This is a genomic window from Comamonas sp. E6 (genome assembly GCF_001010305.1).
Lineage (GTDB): Bacteria > Pseudomonadota > Gammaproteobacteria > Burkholderiales > Burkholderiaceae_C > Comamonas > Comamonas thiooxydans.
The window spans coordinates 1-17,732 of record NZ_BBXH01000009.1 but is presented as its reverse complement, the minus strand read 5'-3'; the positions used below and the strand labels follow the sequence as shown (position 1 = coordinate 17,732).

Annotated in this window: 16 protein-coding genes and 1 tRNA gene; 11 read left to right on the top strand and 6 right to left on the bottom strand. The window is 58.0% G+C overall.

Going from position 1 to position 17,732, the window contains the following annotated elements; all coding sequences use genetic code 11:
- Positions 1–124 precede the first annotated feature (124 nt).
- From CSE6_RS08270 to CSE6_RS08250, 5 genes are all read right to left on the bottom strand, one after another.
- On the bottom strand, positions 125–793 hold the full coding sequence (locus tag CSE6_RS08270) for a hypothetical protein (protein WP_059440312.1): 669 nt from the start codon (positions 791–793) through the stop codon (positions 125–127).
- A 381-nt stretch (positions 794–1,174) separates the two neighbouring features.
- Positions 1,175–2,167: a tripartite tricarboxylate transporter substrate binding protein gene (locus CSE6_RS08265; RefSeq protein ID WP_083994704.1), complete on the bottom strand. Its 993-nt coding sequence runs from the start codon at positions 2,165–2,167 to the stop codon at positions 1,175–1,177.
- A 118-nt stretch (positions 2,168–2,285) separates the two neighbouring features.
- On the bottom strand, positions 2,286–2,930 hold the full coding sequence (gene maiA, locus CSE6_RS08260; RefSeq protein WP_059440311.1) for a maleylacetoacetate isomerase: 645 nt from the start codon (positions 2,928–2,930) through the stop codon (positions 2,286–2,288).
- Positions 2,931–2,942: 12 nt separating this feature from the next.
- Positions 2,943–3,650 carry a fumarylacetoacetate hydrolase family protein gene (locus CSE6_RS08255; protein WP_034358196.1) on the bottom strand — a complete coding sequence of 236 codons (708 nt, stop codon included), beginning with the start codon at positions 3,648–3,650 and terminating at the stop codon, positions 2,943–2,945.
- A gap of 133 nt (positions 3,651–3,783) precedes the next feature.
- Positions 3,784–4,911 (bottom strand): cupin domain-containing protein, encoded by a 1,128-nt coding sequence (locus CSE6_RS08250; RefSeq protein WP_059440310.1) that lies wholly within the window; start codon positions 4,909–4,911, stop codon positions 3,784–3,786.
- Between the two features lie 273 nt (positions 4,912–5,184).
- Between CSE6_RS08250 and CSE6_RS08245 the strand changes: the two genes are divergently transcribed.
- The 5 genes from CSE6_RS08245 (at position 5,185) to CSE6_RS08225 (ending at position 8,748) form a co-directional block, all read left to right on the top strand.
- Positions 5,185–5,733, top strand: a complete 549-nt coding sequence (locus tag CSE6_RS08245) for a MarR family winged helix-turn-helix transcriptional regulator (RefSeq protein WP_034358594.1) — start codon at positions 5,185–5,187, stop codon at positions 5,731–5,733.
- A 23-nt stretch (positions 5,734–5,756) separates the two neighbouring features.
- The gene (locus tag CSE6_RS08240; protein ID WP_059440309.1) at positions 5,757–6,659 is read left to right on the top strand and encodes a LysR family transcriptional regulator; all 903 of its coding nucleotides are present in this window, start codon (positions 5,757–5,759) and stop codon (positions 6,657–6,659) included.
- A gap of 333 nt (positions 6,660–6,992) precedes the next feature.
- Entirely contained in the window at positions 6,993–7,313 is a 321-nt protein-coding gene (locus CSE6_RS08235; protein ID WP_003067510.1) for a heavy metal-binding domain-containing protein, read from the top strand.
- A gap of 123 nt (positions 7,314–7,436) precedes the next feature.
- A tRNA-Gln gene (locus tag CSE6_RS08230) sits at positions 7,437–7,513 on the top strand.
- 767 nt (positions 7,514–8,280) lie between these two features.
- On the top strand, positions 8,281–8,748 hold the full coding sequence (locus CSE6_RS08225) for an Lrp/AsnC family transcriptional regulator (protein WP_003067511.1): 468 nt from the start codon (positions 8,281–8,283) through the stop codon (positions 8,746–8,748).
- Between the two features lie 116 nt (positions 8,749–8,864).
- Here CSE6_RS08225 and selD read toward each other — a convergent pair whose 3' ends face one another.
- Positions 8,865–9,935, bottom strand: a complete 1,071-nt coding sequence (selD, locus tag CSE6_RS08220; protein WP_059440391.1) for a selenide, water dikinase SelD — start codon at positions 9,933–9,935, stop codon at positions 8,865–8,867.
- A 525-nt stretch (positions 9,936–10,460) separates the two neighbouring features.
- Between selD and CSE6_RS08215 the strand changes: the two genes are divergently transcribed.
- The 6 genes from CSE6_RS08215 to CSE6_RS08190 form a co-directional block, all read left to right on the top strand.
- Positions 10,461–11,300: an ABC transporter permease gene (locus CSE6_RS08215; RefSeq protein ID WP_238585661.1), complete on the top strand. Its 840-nt coding sequence runs from the start codon at positions 10,461–10,463 to the stop codon at positions 11,298–11,300.
- The gene (locus tag CSE6_RS08210; RefSeq protein ID WP_059440307.1) at positions 11,297–11,968 is read left to right on the top strand and encodes an ABC transporter ATP-binding protein; all 672 of its coding nucleotides are present in this window, start codon (positions 11,297–11,299) and stop codon (positions 11,966–11,968) included. Before CSE6_RS08215 ends, CSE6_RS08210 begins: the two co-directional genes overlap by 4 nt.
- The gene (locus CSE6_RS08205) at positions 11,965–13,095 is read left to right on the top strand and encodes a chain-length determining protein (RefSeq protein WP_059440306.1); all 1,131 of its coding nucleotides are present in this window, start codon (positions 11,965–11,967) and stop codon (positions 13,093–13,095) included. The genes CSE6_RS08210 and CSE6_RS08205 overlap by 4 nt, the downstream gene beginning before the upstream one ends.
- 26 nt (positions 13,096–13,121) lie before the next feature.
- Entirely contained in the window at positions 13,122–14,897 is a 1,776-nt protein-coding gene (locus CSE6_RS08200; protein ID WP_059440305.1) for a polysaccharide biosynthesis/export family protein, read from the top strand.
- Between the two features lie 23 nt (positions 14,898–14,920).
- Positions 14,921–16,837: a chromosome partitioning protein ParA gene (locus CSE6_RS08195; protein WP_059440304.1), complete on the top strand. Its 1,917-nt coding sequence runs from the start codon at positions 14,921–14,923 to the stop codon at positions 16,835–16,837.
- Positions 16,838–16,904: 67 nt separating this feature from the next.
- Positions 16,905–17,732 (top strand): hypothetical protein (locus tag CSE6_RS08190; RefSeq protein WP_152668548.1); only part of this gene is annotated, 828 nt, incomplete at its 3' end.

The window sequence follows — 17,732 nt, the reverse complement described above, 5'->3', positions numbered from 1 at the left end:
TGTGCACAAGTGGATGCTATGTCTGCCAGCGCTTTGGAGCTTGTCGTGCAGGCATGGCTGCAGTACCTGCGGCGGCAAAATGCAAAAGGGCCCACCCGGGCCCTTTTGCCGTTCTCAGGTGCTCTTAGAGCTCGCTGAACATCTCGTCGAAGGCTTCGCTAGCGAAGTCGTTGCGCCAGGCCTTGTCCTTGTCCTTGGGCACCATGCCCAGGGAAAGTACGCCCTCGTAGGTGTAGCTGGCGGGGGCTGAGTATGCAGCTTGCAGCTTCTTGAGTTCGCCTTGCACCTGATCCAGGCTGAGCTTGTTGCGCACCATGCGTTGAATGCCCTCGGCCCAGGTCTCGGGGGTCTTGACCAGCTGGCAGCTGAACTTCACATCGGTATTGAGCACGCCATGCTTGTCGAGCTTGGGCTTGGTGGCCGAGACGGTCTTCCACTGCGATTGCTGGCGCGCCTTTTGCACCGTGCTCATCAGGCTTTCCACGGGCGCACGCAGGGCGTTGCGCTGCGCCTCGGGGAACAGGGGCAGGGCCATGTCGGTGACTTCGCGCGGGAAGTCCTTGTCGGCTTGCTTGAGTTCGGCGGCGTTGGCGTAGTCCGCGCTGCGGCCCGAGCGCAGGCGGTCCGGACGCAGATAGTCATTGAGCTGGCTGATGGCCTGCTCGTCGTGATTGACCAGAGTGCTGATATACAGCTCGGCCGCAGCAATGGGCGAGGGCGGCTCGGCCGCCTGCGAAGCTGCGGCCAGGGGCAGCAGCAAAAAAGCGATGGCTGTCTTGATGGAATTGTTCATTTTTTTATAACGATTTAAAGGGGCTGAATCACGTGGAGTCACGTGAAAACAGCATGGGGCCCTGGCAGACAGGCGGCGCTGCGGCTTGGGCGGGAAGCTGCCGAACAGCCCTGATGCTTATCAGCAGGGGCTCATGGCATACGGGCGCTCTAGAGGTGGGATGGAAGTCCGGAGAAACGCCTCGCAACAAGTGTAACCCCGGGTCGAGGTCGTTTTCTGCACGCCTTTGGAGCTCTGCTGTCTATGTGCGGCCTTCTTGATCCGGAACGAGGCGGGTCGTCGCGCCAATGAAAAAAGCCCCGTGCAGCCTGTGCTGACGGGGCTTTGCCGGCTGCAGGCGTATGCCTGTGCCGTGATCTATTTGATGGCCGCAGGCGGCTCTCAATCCAGGCTGATCTGGGCTTTTTCAATCAGCAGCTTGTATTGCTCGGACTTCTTCTTGGCAAATTGCTGCATCTCGGGCACGGTGAAGCTCATGGGCTGGAAGGCGAAGGTGGAGAACTTCTCCTTGACCTGCGGGTCCTGCAGCACGGCCACCACATCGCTGCGGATCTTGTCGCGCACGGCGGTGTCCACGCCCTTGGGGCTGAGCAGGGAGACAAAGGAGTTCACATCCAGCTCGGCTGGGCCGCCGGCTTCGGCGACCGTCGGCACGTCGGGCATTTGCGCGATGCGCTTGGGCGCGGCCACGGCCAGATAGCGGATCTTGCCGCTTTTGTAGATGCCCTGGCTGGAGGGCAGGCTGGCAAAGCTCCAGCTTGGGTCGCCGTTGGCAACCGAGGTGAACAACTGGCTGACCTCGCGGTAAGGCACATGGGTCATCTTGCTGCCGGTCAGATAGTCCAGCCATTCGCCGCCCAGATGGCCGGGGCTGCCCACGCCCCAGGAGCCGTAGCTGATCTTGCCGGGCTCGGCCTTGGCGGACTTGATCAGGTCGCCCATGTTCTTCCACGGCGAATTCGTGGGTACGGCCACAAAGAAAGGAGTTAGGAACAGTGGGGCCACGGGGTCGAAGTGGCTCAGCGTGTTGAAGTTCTTGTTCTTGTAGAGATAGGGCAGGGCCGAGATATGTTCGCTGTCCAGTTGCAGCAGGGTATAGCCGTCGGGCTTGGCGCGGCGCGCGTACTCGATGGCGACAAAGCCGCCGCCACCGGGGCGGTTGTCCACGGTCACGCCTTGCTTCCAGCGCTGGGCCAGCTTTTCGCCCACGATGCGCAGCACGGCATCGGGGCCGCTGCCCACGGCAAAGGCCGTGACCACGGTTACCGGGCGGTTGGGATAGCTGGAGGCATCACCTTGGGCCAGAGCCTGGCCGGCTGCGACCAGCAGGGCCGCAGCGGAAACTATTGTTTTGATAGCCGTTTGCGTAGTTATGGATTGGCTTTGGTGCTGATTTTGCTCGTATTTCACAGTTTGTCTCCGGTGGGTGTTTTTTAGGGACTGCAAAGCGTTACTGGGCAGCCGCGTCCGGGCGCGGCCGCAGGGGACGGGTCTATTGCGGAGCGTCGGGCTGGGCCAGAGGCGCTGCCTGGGCAAAGGCGGGCAGGGCGCTGCAAGCCGCATCGACAGCGCTGATCAGCGGCCAGCGGGCCAGATCCACGCCAAAGCGGCGTGCGCTCTCGACCTGCGGAATCAGGTAGACATCGGCCAGACTGGGGGCCTTGCCGAAGCAGAAGCTGCCGCGTGTGTCGTCCTGTGCCAGCAAGGCTTCGATGGCGTCAAAGCCGGCCGTGATCCAGGTGGCGCACCAGGCGTTGATGGCGGCCTCGTCGGCGCCGAACTGCTGGCGCAGGGTCTGCAGGATGCGGCGGTTGTTGATGGGGTGCACATCACAGCCCACGATGGCCGCCAGGGCGCGCACATGGGCGCGGGCCTCGGGGTCGGCAGGCAGCAGCGCTGGCGTGGGGTAGCGTTCTTCCAGCCATTCGATGATGGCGGGCGACTGGATCAGCGTCTCGCCGTTGTCCAGCGTCAGCGCGGGCACCAGGCCTTGAGGGTTGATGCGCTTGAACGGCGCTTCGGCCTGCTCGTCCACACGCAGATCGACAGGGAGGTAGTCGGGCGTGAGGCCCTTGAGATTGAGGGCGATGCGCAGGCGGTGCGAGGTGCCGCTGCGAAAAAAGCTGTAGAGCTTCATGGTCTGCGCGCCTTACTCGGGCTGGCCCACGTTCAGGGCAATCTCGCCCACGCCTTCCACACGACCTGTGATCCGGTCGCCGGGCAGCACGGCGCCCACGCCTTCGGGAGTGCCCGTGTAGATCAGATCACCGGCTTGCAGGTGATAGAACAGCGACAGATCGGCAATGATTTCGCGGATATTCCAGATCAGCTTGTTCACATCGGACTGCTGCTTGACCTGACCGTTGACGCTCAGCTCGATGAGGCCGGACTCGATCACCTTGCCGGCCATGGGCACGACTTCACTGGCGACGGAGGACTGCTCCACATCCTTGCCCAGATCCCAGGGGCGACCCTTGTCGCGTGCCACCAGTTGCAGGTCGCGGCGCGTCATATCAAGGCCGCAGGCATAGCCATAGATGTACTCATGGGCTTGGTCGGCAGGAATGCGAAAGCCAGGTTTGCCGATGGCCACGACCAACTCCATCTCGAAGTGGTAGTTGCTGGTCTCGGGCGGATAGGCCACGGTGGCGCCCGATTCGGTCAGCGTCTGCGGGGCCTTGGTGAAGTAGAAGGGGCGCTCTGTGCTTTTGTCCACGGGGCGGCCCATCTCCAGCGCATGGGCGTGGTAGTTGCGGCCCACAAAGAACAGGCGGTTGACGGGCAGGCGCTGCTCGCTGCCGCGCACGGGCAGGGATTGCACGGGGGATGGTGCCCAGAGATAGTTGGCTTGGGTCATGTGTGATTCCTGATGGGTATCGGTGACTAGGTACTTGAAAAAGACGCGTTCTATGTGTGAGACAGCCGGCAAGGGCCTGGGCGGCCCCGCAGCAAAGGCTGTCTCCCCCTTGAGGGGGAAGACACGAAGCGGCTCAGGGGGTATCCACCCTGTACGCGTGGACAGCCTCGAAAATCGGCGTATCGGCGAAACGGAACAGATCCAGCTGCGCCTGGTCGGCATCGCATTGCGCGCTGAACAACTGCCAGGAGGGCACGACAAACATGTCGCCGCGCCGCACCTGCCATTGGCGCTCGCCAACGGTCACCGTGCCCTGGCCGTCAAAGACCTGGAAGACGGCAGAGCCCACTTCGCGCTTTGGCCGGGTGCTGGCGCTGCAAGCCACGCGGTGCATTTCGCAGCGAATGGTGGGCAGCACGTCGCGGCCATTGCATGGATTGGTGTAGCGCACGGCGGCATGGCCTGGGCTGACCGTCGCGTCATGGCCTTCGGCTTCGAGTGCCAGTTGCTCGGTCAGCGCGCGGTCGGTATCCACCCAGCGGTAGGCCAGCAAAGGCGTGCTCGGGCTGTTCTGCAGATGCGCCACAGGGCTCAGTCCGGGATGGCCCCAGAGGCGCTCGGAGCGCGAGAACTCTGGCGTGGCACGCTCCTGCGGGTCCAGATGCAGGCGGCCATGCTCGAAGAACTGGGACTCGGTGTAATAGGCAAACGGAATATCCAGCCCGTCTATCCAGGCCATGGGCTGGCTGGCCGCATTGTGGTGGGCGTGCCAGTTCCAGCCGCCCTGGGGTAGAAAGTCGCCGCGCGACATGCGGATCGAGTCGCCGTTGACCACGGTCCATACGCCTTCGCCTTCGACCACAAAGCGGAAGGCATGCTGAGTGTGGCGGTGCTCGGGCGCATCTTCGCCGGGCATCAGGTACTGGATGGCAGCCCACAGCGTGGGCGTGGCAAACGGGCGGCCGCCCAGCGCCGGATTGGCCAGGGCAATCGCGCGGCGCTCGCCGCCCCGGCCCACGGGGACGATGCGACCGGCTTCATCTGCGAGTTTGAGCAGATTTTCCCAGCGCCACAGATGCGCGGCGGCCTGGCTTTTGGGGTGAGCAGGCATCAGTCCGCCGATTTCCGTCCACAGCGGCACCAGCATTTCCTGCTCGAAACCTCGGTACAGCTGCGCAAGCGCAGCTGTGGGCTCGGGTTGGCCGGGGGCGTCGCGGGCCGTGAGCTTGACCGGTGAGGGCTGGGCTTGCGCAAGGCTCATGGTTTGTCTCTTTCTTTGGTATCTGCTTGGCAGTGCGTTGCTGCCGGGTCTGGCGGCTTGCGGCCTGGAATGGGGTCAAAGAGAGGCTGTGAATCAAATAAACAGCACACTGATGATTAGCATAATGTTGATCTGCATCAGCGATGATTGGGTTAAACCCGGTAGCAGGCCTGGCTCGAATCGGGGCGGCAGTCGTGCGAATATCGGGGTCTTTCAGTCATGGCCCTTCAACTGCCGCAAGGCAGGGCGGGCTCGGCTTCGGCCACCCAAGACATGCAATACCAACCCGCAGAACTAGAAAACTATCCCGGCTATCACATCCGCAGGCTGCAGCAGATCGCCGTGGCCGTGTTCATGGAAGAAACCGAGGAATTCGGCGTGACGCCCGTGCAATACGCGGCCCTGTCGGCCGTGCTGCGTCAGCCGGGCATCGACCAGCGCACGCTGGCACGCAATATCGGCTTCGACACCTCCACCATAGGCAGCGTAATCGACCGCCTGGAAGCACGCGGCCTGATGGCGCGCAACGCCAGCCCTGCAGATCGGCGTGTGCGTTTGCTGAGCCTGACCGAAGAGGGGCGCGGCCTGCTGGTGGCCGCCGAGCCTTCGGTGCTGCGCGCTCAGCGCCGCATGCTGGAGCCTCTTCCTGACGACAAACGGGCGCAGTTCATGGAAATGCTGTCGCTGCTGATTCACGAGAACGACGAGTTCGCGCGCGCCCCGAGCGCGGTGGCCCAGCGCAGTGCCGAGCGCAAGCGCAGTGCTGCCGTCAAGGCGGTCAAGGGCCTTACGGGCAAGATGCAGGGCAGCGTGAACGACTGAACCACGGATCGCAAGGAAAGACATTGGACTGGGACCATCTGCGTTTTTTTGGCGAACTGGCGCGCAGTGGCAGCATGGCGGCGGCTGCGCGGCGCATGGGAGTCGAGCACACCACGGTGTCGCGGCGCATTCAAGCGCTGGAAAAGCAGCTCGGTGCCGTACTGTTCGCGCGCGAAGGCGGGCAGTGGCGGCTGACCGAGGCCGGACGGCAGTTGCAGGAAGTGACCAACACCATGCAAAGCGCGGTGGACGGGCTGGAGCGAGGCCCCCTGGCGCATGCAGCGACCGCCGAGGGGCTGGCGGGGCTGGTGCGAGTGGGGGCCACCGAAGGCTTTGGCACGCAGATGCTGGCCTCCGAGCTCGCCAGGCTCACGATGCGCTATCCGCTGCTCAGCGTGGATCTGCTGGCGCTGCCGCGCATGCTGCATCTGTCCAGCCGCGAGGCCGATATCGTCATTTCGCTGGAGCGGCCCAAGCGCGGCTCGGTCGTGGTCACCAAGCTGACCGATTACCGGCTCTATCTTTACGGCCAGCGTGAATATCTGGCGCGCAAGCCATTGGTGGCCAGAACCGAGGATCTGCGCCATCACAGCTTTGTGCACTATGTGGACGATCTGCTGTTCACGCGCGAGCTGCAATTGCTGGATACCTTGCACCGGCCCGAGCGTTTTGCGCTGCGCAGCACCAGCATCACCGCTCAATACGAGGCCGTGCGTGCCGGTGCCGGTCTGGCCGTGCTGCCGGCATTTGTGGCCGACAAGGACCCGATACTGAGCCGCGTGCTACCCGAGCAGGCTTGTTTCACACGCACCTTCTGGATGAGCATGCCCGTGGAGTCGCGCCAGATTCCGCGCATAGCCACGACCTGGAGCTTTCTGCGCGATGCCGTGCAAGGCATGCAGAAGCTGCTATTGCCGGATGCATGATTTTTGATGGCGTCTTGCGCTTCATGGGGGGCGGTCTGACTTCTGATTTGACCCTGCATCCTGCGCTGCATGGAGGCTGGTCTGCGCTGCCAGAGCAGTTGGGAGTAAGTCGTTGGGAGTTAGTCATGAGAAGCCCTGAGCGCCGATGGATGCCGCCGCCATCGCCTTGATAACAGCGCAGATTGCACGCATATACTGATCCGACCGGATGACTCGGAGCCTGCGGCGAGGCCAGGCCCGGCCTGTATCGGCCTTTGCCTCTGCCACGCGCAGCCCTATGACCAGAGCGTATGGCTGCCAGTCTCCTTGCGCTGATTTTTAAGAAAGCAAAGCATGATCGTCACAACCACTCCCTCCATCGAAGGCAAGCGCATCACCCGTTATTGCGGCGTGGTGGCGGGCGAGGCCATTCTGGGCGCCAATGTGTTCAAGGACTTCTTTGCCGGAATTCGCGACATCGTGGGCGGGCGTTCTGGAACCTACGAACGCGAGCTGCAAAAAGCGCGTGAAATTGCCCTCAAGGAACTGGAGCAGCGCGCTGCCGAAGCGGGAGCCAATGCGGTGGTTGGCGTGGACCTTGATTTCGAGGTGTTGGGTCAGGGCAATGGCATGCTCATGGTCTCGGCCAGCGGCACGGCTGTCGTCGTGGAATAGGCAGCCAGCGACTGAGCTGGCTTGACGCAAGGAAGGCTGCAAACCTATTCCATGTGCAATTGCACATTTTTGGACTACTTCGAAATTTATAGCGAAAAGTCGTTGTAGAATTCGTTCCATCGTAGGGGAGTCGCCAAGCTGGTTAAGGCACTGGATTTTGATTCCAGCATGCGAAGGTTCGAATCCTTCCTCCCCTGCCAAAATCCAAAACCCTGCTCATTGCAATGAGCAGGGTTTTTTGTTTGTGAGCTTGGAAAGCATGCAAGCGAGCCCAAAGCTTTCAGTCATGCGCGGTTGGGGCACTCAGGTTGCACTGTCGCGCATTCAGTCTTGCTGGGCAGCACAAGGCGCAGCTGTCGGTGATTGGAGGCTGTTTGCAGTCTGGTGGGCTCAGGCATTGCTGAAATCGACGCACCATGCCAAGGAATGGCCTAGGGTAAGCACTTACCTTTTGCAGATATTTACGGCAAACCAGCCAAACTTACCGAGTGTTTTCGCCGTATCGTCAGTGGCATCGATGAGTGCGGGAAAACAACCATTAGACTCTTCGCTCTTTTGTGTCGCTGTTACTCGGTGAGCGCACTTGGTTCCTTGTGAGCGAGCTTGACCGCTCGCCCACGACAGAGGCCTGGTTTCGGTCGGAGTCACTCTGATGTACCGCAGTGCGCCCTTGCCATGGTCACAAGCGCAGGCAAGTGCAAATATGTTGATATATCTTGCCTGATTGAAACAAATGTATACATATTTGCCATCTGAAAAGACAAGCTCACTACCAGGCTGGGTTAGCTGACACAATGATTGGCTGTTAGGTGTCGCTGAGGTTCGCTCCACGCGTTTGACTGAGGACGAACAGCAACAGAAGTAGCTCGGCGCAATGCATGGCTGCAGGTGGTGGCAGAGAGTTCTTGGGGTTTGTGTTTAACGCAGCGTTTGCGTAAGTGCACGGCAAGATTTGGATAGACAAGGTATGGAATATCGACTGGATGAAACGGACCGCCAGCTGCTGCGCCTGCTGCAGACCAACGCGCGTGCCTCGACCGCGCATTTGGCTCGGCAGATGAATCTGGCTCGGACCACGGTGGTCGCTCGCATCGCCAAGCTGGAGCAGGAGGGCGTGATTGCCGGCTATGGCGTTCGCCTTGGCTCGCGCATGGAGCAGTCTGCCGTGCGCGCCTATTGCGGTATCCGTGTTCAGCCCAAGACAGCAACTTCGGTGATGCAGGCGCTCAACCGCTTCACCGAGGTGGAAGAGGTGTCGGCCGTCAGCGGACAGTACGACTACATGGTGTTTGTGCGCTGCGAGAGCAATGAGAAACTGGATGCGCTGCTCGACCGTATCGGCCTGATCGACGGCATCCAGCAGACCTATACCTCGGTGGTACTGAGCCGCAAGATCGACCGTCGCACCACGGCAGAGGTCGTGGGAGAGGCTTAGAAGCCCAGAGTCATAATCTGACGCTCATATGCAAAACGCCCGGCTCAAACCGGGCGTTTTGCATTCTATGGTGGAAGGAGAGCAGGGCTGCGCCCCTTCTCGACTGCCCGACGCGCTCAGTCCACAAAGACCTTGGGCGCGCCTGCCTCCATGCGGCCAATCACTGCAGCATCGCCAAAGCCGCTGTCGGCAAAGACCTTGAGCACCTGCTGGACAGCATCTGCCGCACAGGAAACAAGCAGGCCGCCAGAGGTCTGAGGGTCGGTCAGCAGCGCTTTCTGGGCGTCTGTCACGGTCGATGCCAACTGCATGTGCTCACCATAGGATGCCCAGTTGCGCCCCGATGCGCCCGTGAAAATGCCTTGCTCTGCAAGCGCCTGGACACCGGGCAGCACGGGCAGCTTGGCGCTTTCAATGCGTGCGCTGAGCTGGGCGCCACGGGCCAGTTCCAGGCCGTGGCCCAGCAGGCCAAAACCGGTCACGTCGGTCAGCGCGTGCACGCCTTCGAGCTTGGCAAGCTCGGCGCCGGGGCGGTTGAGCTTGGTGGTTGCATCCACCATGGCGCGGTAGCCTGCATCGTCCAGCAGATTTTTCTTGAGCGCCGCCGAGAGAATGCCCACGCCCAGGGGCTTGCCCAGAATCAGCACATCGCCGTCCTTGGCATCGGCATTGCGCTTCATCTGCTTGGGGTTGACGATACCGATGCCGACCAGGCCGTAGATGGGCTCCACCGAATCAATCGAGTGGCCGCCTGCCAGAGGAATACCGGCATCGCGGCAGACCGATTCGCCGCCTTCCAGAATCTTGGCAATCACATCGTGCGGCAGCACATTGATGGGCATGCCCACAATGGCCAGCGCCATCAGCGGCGTGCCGCCCATGGCATAGATATCGGACAGCGCATTGGTGGCGGCAATGCGGCCAAAGTCATAGGGGTCGTCGACGATGGGCATGAAAAAGTCCGTCGTCGCCACGATGGCCTGCTCGTCATTGATCTTGTAAACGGCCGCGTCGTCTGCGGTCTCTGTGCCTACCAGCAGGTCGGGGAAAAACTGCTTGGGCAGATTGCTTTTGGCCAGCAACTCCGACAGCACGCCGGGCGCAATCTTGCAGCCGCAGCCGCCACCGTGGGAGAGAGAAGTCAGGCGCGGGGTCGCGGGGGAGGCGGTTTCTTGAGTGGTGTTCATGTCAATCCAGACGGCAAGCAGCACTTATGTTGCTGCGGTAGTGAGAGAGATGCTTGTGCTCTGCCGGAAGTTCATCCCGAATGCACAGTAGGCTCTCATTATTGACTGTCTGGGGTCTTGGTCTGCAGTCTATTGTCGATTCTCTGGGAGATGTGCTTGGAGAGGCATCAAGATGGCTCCGCGGTGTACCTGGCGCTGTGGAATATTACTTTTGAATACTTAATAACTAAAGTTTTTAATGGTTGGATGTCAATGATCTAGGCTTTATTATTTTGACTGATATTTTTCGGAAATCGGTGCGAGAGATGAATAGCATATTCATGCGTTAACGTACTACGCAGATTGAAAAAATTTCAGTTAACCACCTTTAACATTGAAATAATAAAATAGTTAAAATATATTGACTCTATCTAATCGATAGATTATTTGCAATGTAATTGAATGTGAAACAGGTGTGATGGCTGGTTGTAATAAGGTTTTGCTTATGTTTTCATTTACAATTGGCCGATTGGATTTCAGTGCGTCTTGAGTCCAAAAGAACGAGGATTTATTTTGGACTCAGCCCCGTCTTCTGGTGAGATCACCGCACCACGTAGTTCACTTTCCGTTACTTTTGCGGTATGGAATGCACTTTTCCTGCGCGAAGCCGTTGCTCGCCTGAGCGCCACGCGCGGAGCCTGGGTGCTCATTGTGCTGGAGCCGGTGTTGCACGTTTGCCTCATGCTACTTCTGTATACGGTTTTGCGTGCGAGCTCTGTGGCTGGCGCGGATGTGGCCGTCTGGCTGGTCTTGGGCTTGACTGGCTACCTCACAGTGCAGAACGTACTCCAGCGTGCAATGGGGGCGATCGATGCCAACAAGGCTTTGTTTGCTTACCGCCAGGTTCGGCCTATTGATACAGTGGTTGTTCGAGTGGGCCTTGAAGCTCTTTTGGGTCTTCTGATACTGACGGTGCTCCTTGGTATTTTGGCTCTTTTAGGGCACTCTGTTATTCCGGATTCAGCTATGGAGGCCATGCTTGCCTTTATTGGCTTGATGTCGTGTGCGCTCGGAGTGGGTCTTATTTTGTCCGTTCTCAGTGATCTGGTTCCAGAGGCTGGAAATTTGGTGATGTTTTTGTTACGTCCTTTGTATTTCGTATCAGGCGCAATATTCCCATTATCAGCAATACCGATTAAGTATAGGGAATGGGCTTTTTTAAATCCTTTTGCACATGGCCTTGAATTATTGAGGGCGAGTTTTTTTCCTGTCTATCATGCGGCTCCGGAAGCAAATTTTAAATACCTCTTTTGGTTCTCGGTGGTTTCTATTTTCTTTGGACTGGCTTTGCAGGTCCGGTTTGCCCGGAGTTTGAGAGCGCAATGATTATTGTCGATAATGTGCATAAACGCTACCAGACCCCTCATGGGGCAGGGCGCTGGATTCTCAAAGGGGTCAATATTTGCATACCCTCCAAAGTCAGTGTCGGGTTAGTTGGTCGTAATGGTGCAGGTAAATCTACCTTGCTCAACCTAATTGGTGGGGTAGATACACCAACACGTGGAACGGTAGAGAGACGTAGCCGAGTATCCTGGCCCATGGGCTATGGCGGTGGATTGCAGGGCTCTTTGACTGGGCGTCAGAATGCCAAGTTTGTTTGCCGTTTGCATGGGTTTGGTGAGTCGCGGGCCATGGCAGAGAAGGTCACCTACATCGAAGAGTTTGCAGAGCTGGGTTCATCCTTTGATGAGCCCGTCCGCACTTATTCCTCGGGGATGAAATCGCGCTTGCAGTTTGGGCTTTCCTTGGCATTTGATTTTGATGTGTATATATCGGATGAGGCAACTTCTGCCGGTGATGCCTCTTTCAAGAAAAAGGCATCCGATGCATTTAAGCGTATTGCGGATCGCTCTGGGCTAATTATGGTGTCACACAGCGATGATACTTTGCGCCAGTTTTGCCAAGCGGGAATCTGGCTGAATGAAGGCCAGGCCCATTGGTTCGATAGCATCGAAGATGCCTTGAAAAATTACAAAGACAGCATTTCCACATGACCGATTTTTCAAAGAAAGAACGCCTTAAAGGCTATTGCAAAGCTATTTGGCGCATGAAGGCCCTTGCGATTGCATTGTGTGCTTCTATATTCGCAAGTATCTACTGGGGATTCATAGCTTCTGATCGTTATGTTTCTGAATCCCATGTGTTGATTCAACGCACCGACATGGCGGCTTCGCAGGCTTTGGATTTTGGATCGCTGTTGGCTGGCGGTGATGGAATCTCGCGTGCGGATCAGATGTTGCTGCGCGACCGATTGCTATCGGTCGATATGCTGCTGCAGTTGGACAAGGATCTGAACTTGCGTGAACACTACAGCAGCCATGATCATGACGTGCTTTCACGCATGTTCTTCCATGATGCGTCTCTGGAGTTTTTCCATCGGCATTTTCTCTCGCGTATCAGCGTGGAATATGACGAGTATGCCGGTGTGCTGGTCATTCAGGCTCAGGCCTATGACGCTGAAATGGCCCGGAAGATCACCAGCGCACTGGTACATGAGGGCGAGCGTTATATGAATTCGCTGGGCCACCAGCTAGCGCAGGAGCAGGTGAATTTTCTCGAAAAGCAGGTCAAGGAGCGTGGCGAGCATGCGCTGAACGCGCGCCAGCGTGTGCTGTCCTTCCAGAATGCCAAGGGTCTGATCTCGCCTCAGTCCGCTGCCGAAAATCTGGCCGGCGTGGTCAACAAGCTTGAAGAGCAGTTGACCGAACTCAGTGCCCGCAAGACGGCGCTGCTGGGCTATCTCGCGCCTACAGCGCCCGCGGTTGTGGAAGTTGATCTTCAGATCCAGGCCGTGGAAAAGCAGATCAAAACGGAAAAAGCCCGTTTGACCAGTGCCAAGGGGCAATCGCTGAACAAGACGGTAGAAGAGTACCAGCGCCTGGAACTGGAGGCCCAGTTCCAACAGGACGCTTACAAGAGCGCTTTGGTTGCACTGGAAAAGGGTCGAGTAGAAGCAACGCGTACTTTGAAAAAAGTGTTGGTGCTGCAAAGCCCGTCGATGCCTGAATATCCTCTGCGCCCCAGCCGTCTCTATAACATCGCCACCTTTATTCTGGGGGCCTTGCTGCTGGCCGGGTTGATGCAATTGCTGGCATCCATCGTGCGCGACCACCGCGACTGATTGTTTTGAATTTTTCGAGTTTCATCATGCAACGTTTTATCGCGCATACTTGTATCAGTTCGGCAGTCGCGGTGCTGCTGACTGGTTTGGTACCTGCTCAGGCACAGGTCTCTCAAGCTGGTTCACGTCAGGACACATCGGCGTCCAGTGTTGATCCTTTTCAGATCAATCAGGCGCTGGGCTTGTTGCCTTCTGGCGGGGCTTCCAGCGATGCTTCGGCAAGCCGTTCTGGCGCTGCTGTCCCAATGCAAGCACCAGTGTTGCCGCAAGCACCTCAGACGGCAGATTACACGGCCAATCTCAACAGCGATGTATTTGGCGCCAACCTGTTTACTGGCAACTTTGCGCGTGCAGGGGCAACGCAGTTCAACCCCGATTATCTGGTGACGGTAGGCGACCGTATTCATTTGCGGTTGTGGGGTGGCTTTACCTTTGACAGCGTGGCTGCTGTTGACCCGCAGGGCAATATATTCTTGCCCCAGGTCGGGCCGATCAAGGTGCTGGGCATTGCCAACAAGAATCTTCAGCAGCAGGTAGAGACCGCGGTACGCCGAGTGTTCCGTGCCAATGTTTACAGCTACGCTAGCCTGGCAGCTGCGCAGCCGGTGCGCATTTTTGTGGGCGGTAATGTCATGCGTCCGGGCCTCTACAACGGCACCAGCATGGACAGCTTGCTTAATTACCTGGACCAAGCGGGTGGCATTGACCCCGAGCGCGGAAGCTTTCTGACCGTTCAGGTCAAGCGCGGCAGCTCCGTGCGTGCAACTTTCAATCTCTATGACTTTCTGCTCAAAGGCCAGTTGCCGCTGCTGCAGCTTAATGATGGAGATGTGATTTTTGTCCCCCCCATTGCCAACCGGGTGCGCGTATCCGGTCTTGTGAATAGCGCCAAGCGCTTTGAGTTTGCCCAGGGTTCTGAAACTGTGGCTCAGTTGATGCAACTGGCCAAGCCGCAGGCCCAGGCAACTCATGTGCGCATTGCTCGCAATACCGGAACCGTGAAGAACACGGAGTACTACCCACTGCAGGAAGCCAATGCTTTGGTGCTCCAAAACGGTGATGAACTCGAATTCACGGCGGACAAGAAGCCCGGCACCATTAGCGTGCGCGTCGAAGGCGAGCACATGAACTCCCAGGAATATGTGTTGCCTTATGGCACCCGTCTGGGCGCGCTGATGCAGAACATTCAGACCTCGACAGACGCCGAGCCTGAAAGCATTCAACTCTTCCGCCAGAGTGTGAAGCAGCGCCAGAAAGAGATGCTGGCTACCAGCTTGCGAAGCCTGGAAACGGCATTGCTCACGGCCCGCAGCGGTAGTAGCGAAGAGGCTCGACTGCGCAAGGAAGAAGCAGATCTGACATTGCAGTGGGTGGAGCGCGCTAAAAAGGTGGAGCCAACAGGGCAGGTGCAGATAGCCCAGGCCACCCAGCGCGACAACATGCTGCTGGAAAACGGTGATGTCATTCGCATACCTCGCAAGGATGGCTTGGTGCTGGTCAGCGGGGAGGTGTTATTTCCCAATGCCGTTGCATTCGACGGCTCTCTGAGCCTCAAGGACTATATCGATCGCGCTGGCGGCTTTACTCAGACAGCGGACGCTGCCCGTGTGGTTGTCGCGCACAGAGATGGCGCGTTCGAGCAGGTAGATACTGGCAAGCTTTTTGAAAACACCCGACTCAAGGCCGGCGATCAGGTGCTGGTGTTGCCCAAGGTAGACGAGAAAAAACGCCAGTTCTGGAAGGACATCACCCAGATCATGTACCAGATCGCCATTGGCGCGAAGGTCGTGTTCGGTCTTTGATTTTTCTGATTTGTTGAATAGCTATGAACAAAATTATTGTGGTGGGGCATCCTCAATCGAGCTTTGAGGATGTGGAGGAATTGCTGCTGGACTGTGGCATGGCCGAGGCCAAGCCATCCAGGCGTGAAGGATTCATGGCGGCACAGATCAGCGAAACCCTGGTCAAGGTGCATGGCGCGATACCGGTGCAGCATGTGTGCATTGCCGATCAGCTTGCGCAAATCGAGGTGGCACCGGTCTGGCAGGGTCTGGCACTGGACTTGATGCTGGCCAATATGGAACAGCCTTTGTGGGGCTGGGCTGATGCACAGGCGGTCTATCTGCTGGATTACTGGAAGTCACAAGATCCCCAGACTGTGTTCGTACTGGTGTTTGATGAGCCGCAAAGCGTATTCACGCGTCAGGCCCTGGAGCACGCCGACGCGAGCCCGCAAGAGCAGGAGGCCAGAATCAACGGCTGGGTTGCCTATAACTCGGCTCTGCTGAATTTCCATTTGCGACACCCTGAGCGCAGTTTGCTTGTTCATGCCGCGCAGGTGCAGACATCGGCGCATAGCTATCTGCAGCAGGTCAGCTTGCATGTCAATGCCCAGCTTCGCTTGCCCAGCGAAGAACTGCAGTCAGAGGTCAAGTGCCATGACCAGGACTTGAGCCATGGCGAAATACTGCTCGGTACCGACACGGGAGGCGAGCAAAAGCAAGCCATGGACGGCAATGCACTGGCGCAATGGCTGGCGCAGCAACTGCTGGAAGAATATCCGCAAGCGACTGAGCTTTATGAGCAATTGCAGGCTGCGGCGTCGCTGCCGCAGCGCAGCCAGACGCAGACAGGGAGACAGTTGGTCGCATCAAGTGTGCAGGCCAATCGTAGATATCAGGCCTGGTCGAGCTTTGTTGCGCAACAGGCTGCCATGCAGGCGCATGCCCAGCGCCTGCTGCAATTGGGTAAAGAGCTGGACGAACAAGCTCAGCAATTGCAGCAGCGTGAGTGGCAGATTGAGCAGTTGAATCAGACAGGTGCTAAAGCGCTGCAGCGCGCTCAGGAGCAAGAGCGTCTGCTGGCCGCCAAGGCCACTGAACTGCAGTCCACTGGACAGGAGAATCAACTGCTGCTCAAGCAATTGCACAAAGTGCAGGAAGAGCTGGAAAGCCGTTATCTGCAGGCTAGGCAGCAAGAAAAGGCCTTGGCAGAACTGCACAAAGTCAAGAACGATCTGAAAGCTGCGCAGGAAAAAGCCACCGCTTTGCAAGCCATTGGGCAAGAAAAACAGACGCTGGAGCAACAACTGCTGAAAGTGCAGCAGCAATTGGCAGATAGCAAGGCCCAGGCTCAGCAGGCAGAAAAGACCCAAGCCGAAATGCCCAGGGTCAGGGCCGAGCTGAAGGCCGTGCAAGACAAGGCCTTGCAGCTCCAGCGAAGCGAAGAACAGCTGAAAAAGCAGCTGCAGACCCAGGGCGCGATGGCTTCTAATGCCGACTTGGAAAAAGAGAACGAGCTGCTGCTGACCCAATTGCACAAAGTGCAGAGAGAGCTGGAGCATCACTACCTGGAAAACAGCAAGCTCAAAGCAACGCAGCCACCGAAGCCCCAGGCCTACTATGGCGCTGCGGACCGTGTGAAAAAGCAGCTCTCTTATCGCCTGGGATCCACCATGATCAGGCAATCGCGCAGCATCAGCGGTTGGTTGAACATGCCTTTTGCATTGAGTGCCGAGGCCAAGCGCTTCAAGCAGGATCAAGCCGCAGGCAAAGATCAGCAATTACCACCCATTGCCCAGTACCGGGATGCGCATGAGGCCGAGTTGATCAAGCAGCATCTTTCTTACAGATTGGGGTCACGCCTGTTGACCAACACCAGAACACTGGGCGGTCGGATTTCGCTGCCTTGGAGCCTGTACGCGGAAGTGAAGGCATTCAGAAAAGAGCGCCGGTCGCTCTGACGCATTGAACGCACTAATTGCTGCCGCTGAGCGTGGCTGAAATAGCAGAATTTTTATGAGTAGCCCAATGAATACCATCATCCCCTGGCTGGAGCATTTGAACGTACTAATGCGCCCCAGGAATATTGCCCTGGTGGGGGCAGGCAACGGCAAAGGCATCTGGGCGCAGTGGCTCGCACACCAAGCCAGCGAATCCAGAGTGACGTTGATCGAGGCGGAGCCTTTGCAATATTCGACATTGCAGCGCACATTGGACTTGTTGGGCGAGCGTGCTCAACACTGCGAAATACGCAATACCCTAGTTGGAACTCAGCAAGGCACGGCTTCCTTTTTCGTGGCCAACAGTCAGCAGGAAAGTGGCCTTCTGGAGCCTCGATCGCTTTTGAGTCTTTGGCCCAATCTGCAAACGGAAGAGGTCAAAGAGCTGAGTGCCATTACCTTGGACGCCTTGTTTAGCGACCTGAGCGAAGACGCCGAGCAGCCAATGGGTGAAGGACATTGGCTGGTCATTGACTGCTTGCCTGCAGGGGCTCTGTTGCGAGCCTCCAGCAAGCTGGATCTGGTGGACGTAGTCATTGCAAGAGTCTTGCTGGGCGAAATGCACGCAATGCCAGACGGCACGAGTCTTGAAGAGGTGGCAGAGTTTCTTCAACAACAAGGCATGCTGCAGATTGCCGTCGAAGGCACTCGCCATCCGGGCATTGGGTATGCCTTGTTTGTGCGAGATGCTAGGGCGGCCTTGCATGTACATCACAGCGAGTGCCAAAAGCTGCGTCTCAATGGCGAAGAGCAGTCGAGGTTGTTGCAGGAGTTCCAGGCGCAGATTGAGCACCTGACCCAGGCCAAACTGATTGTGGAGACGCAATCGCAAGAGCGAGTTCTGCAGCTGGAGCAG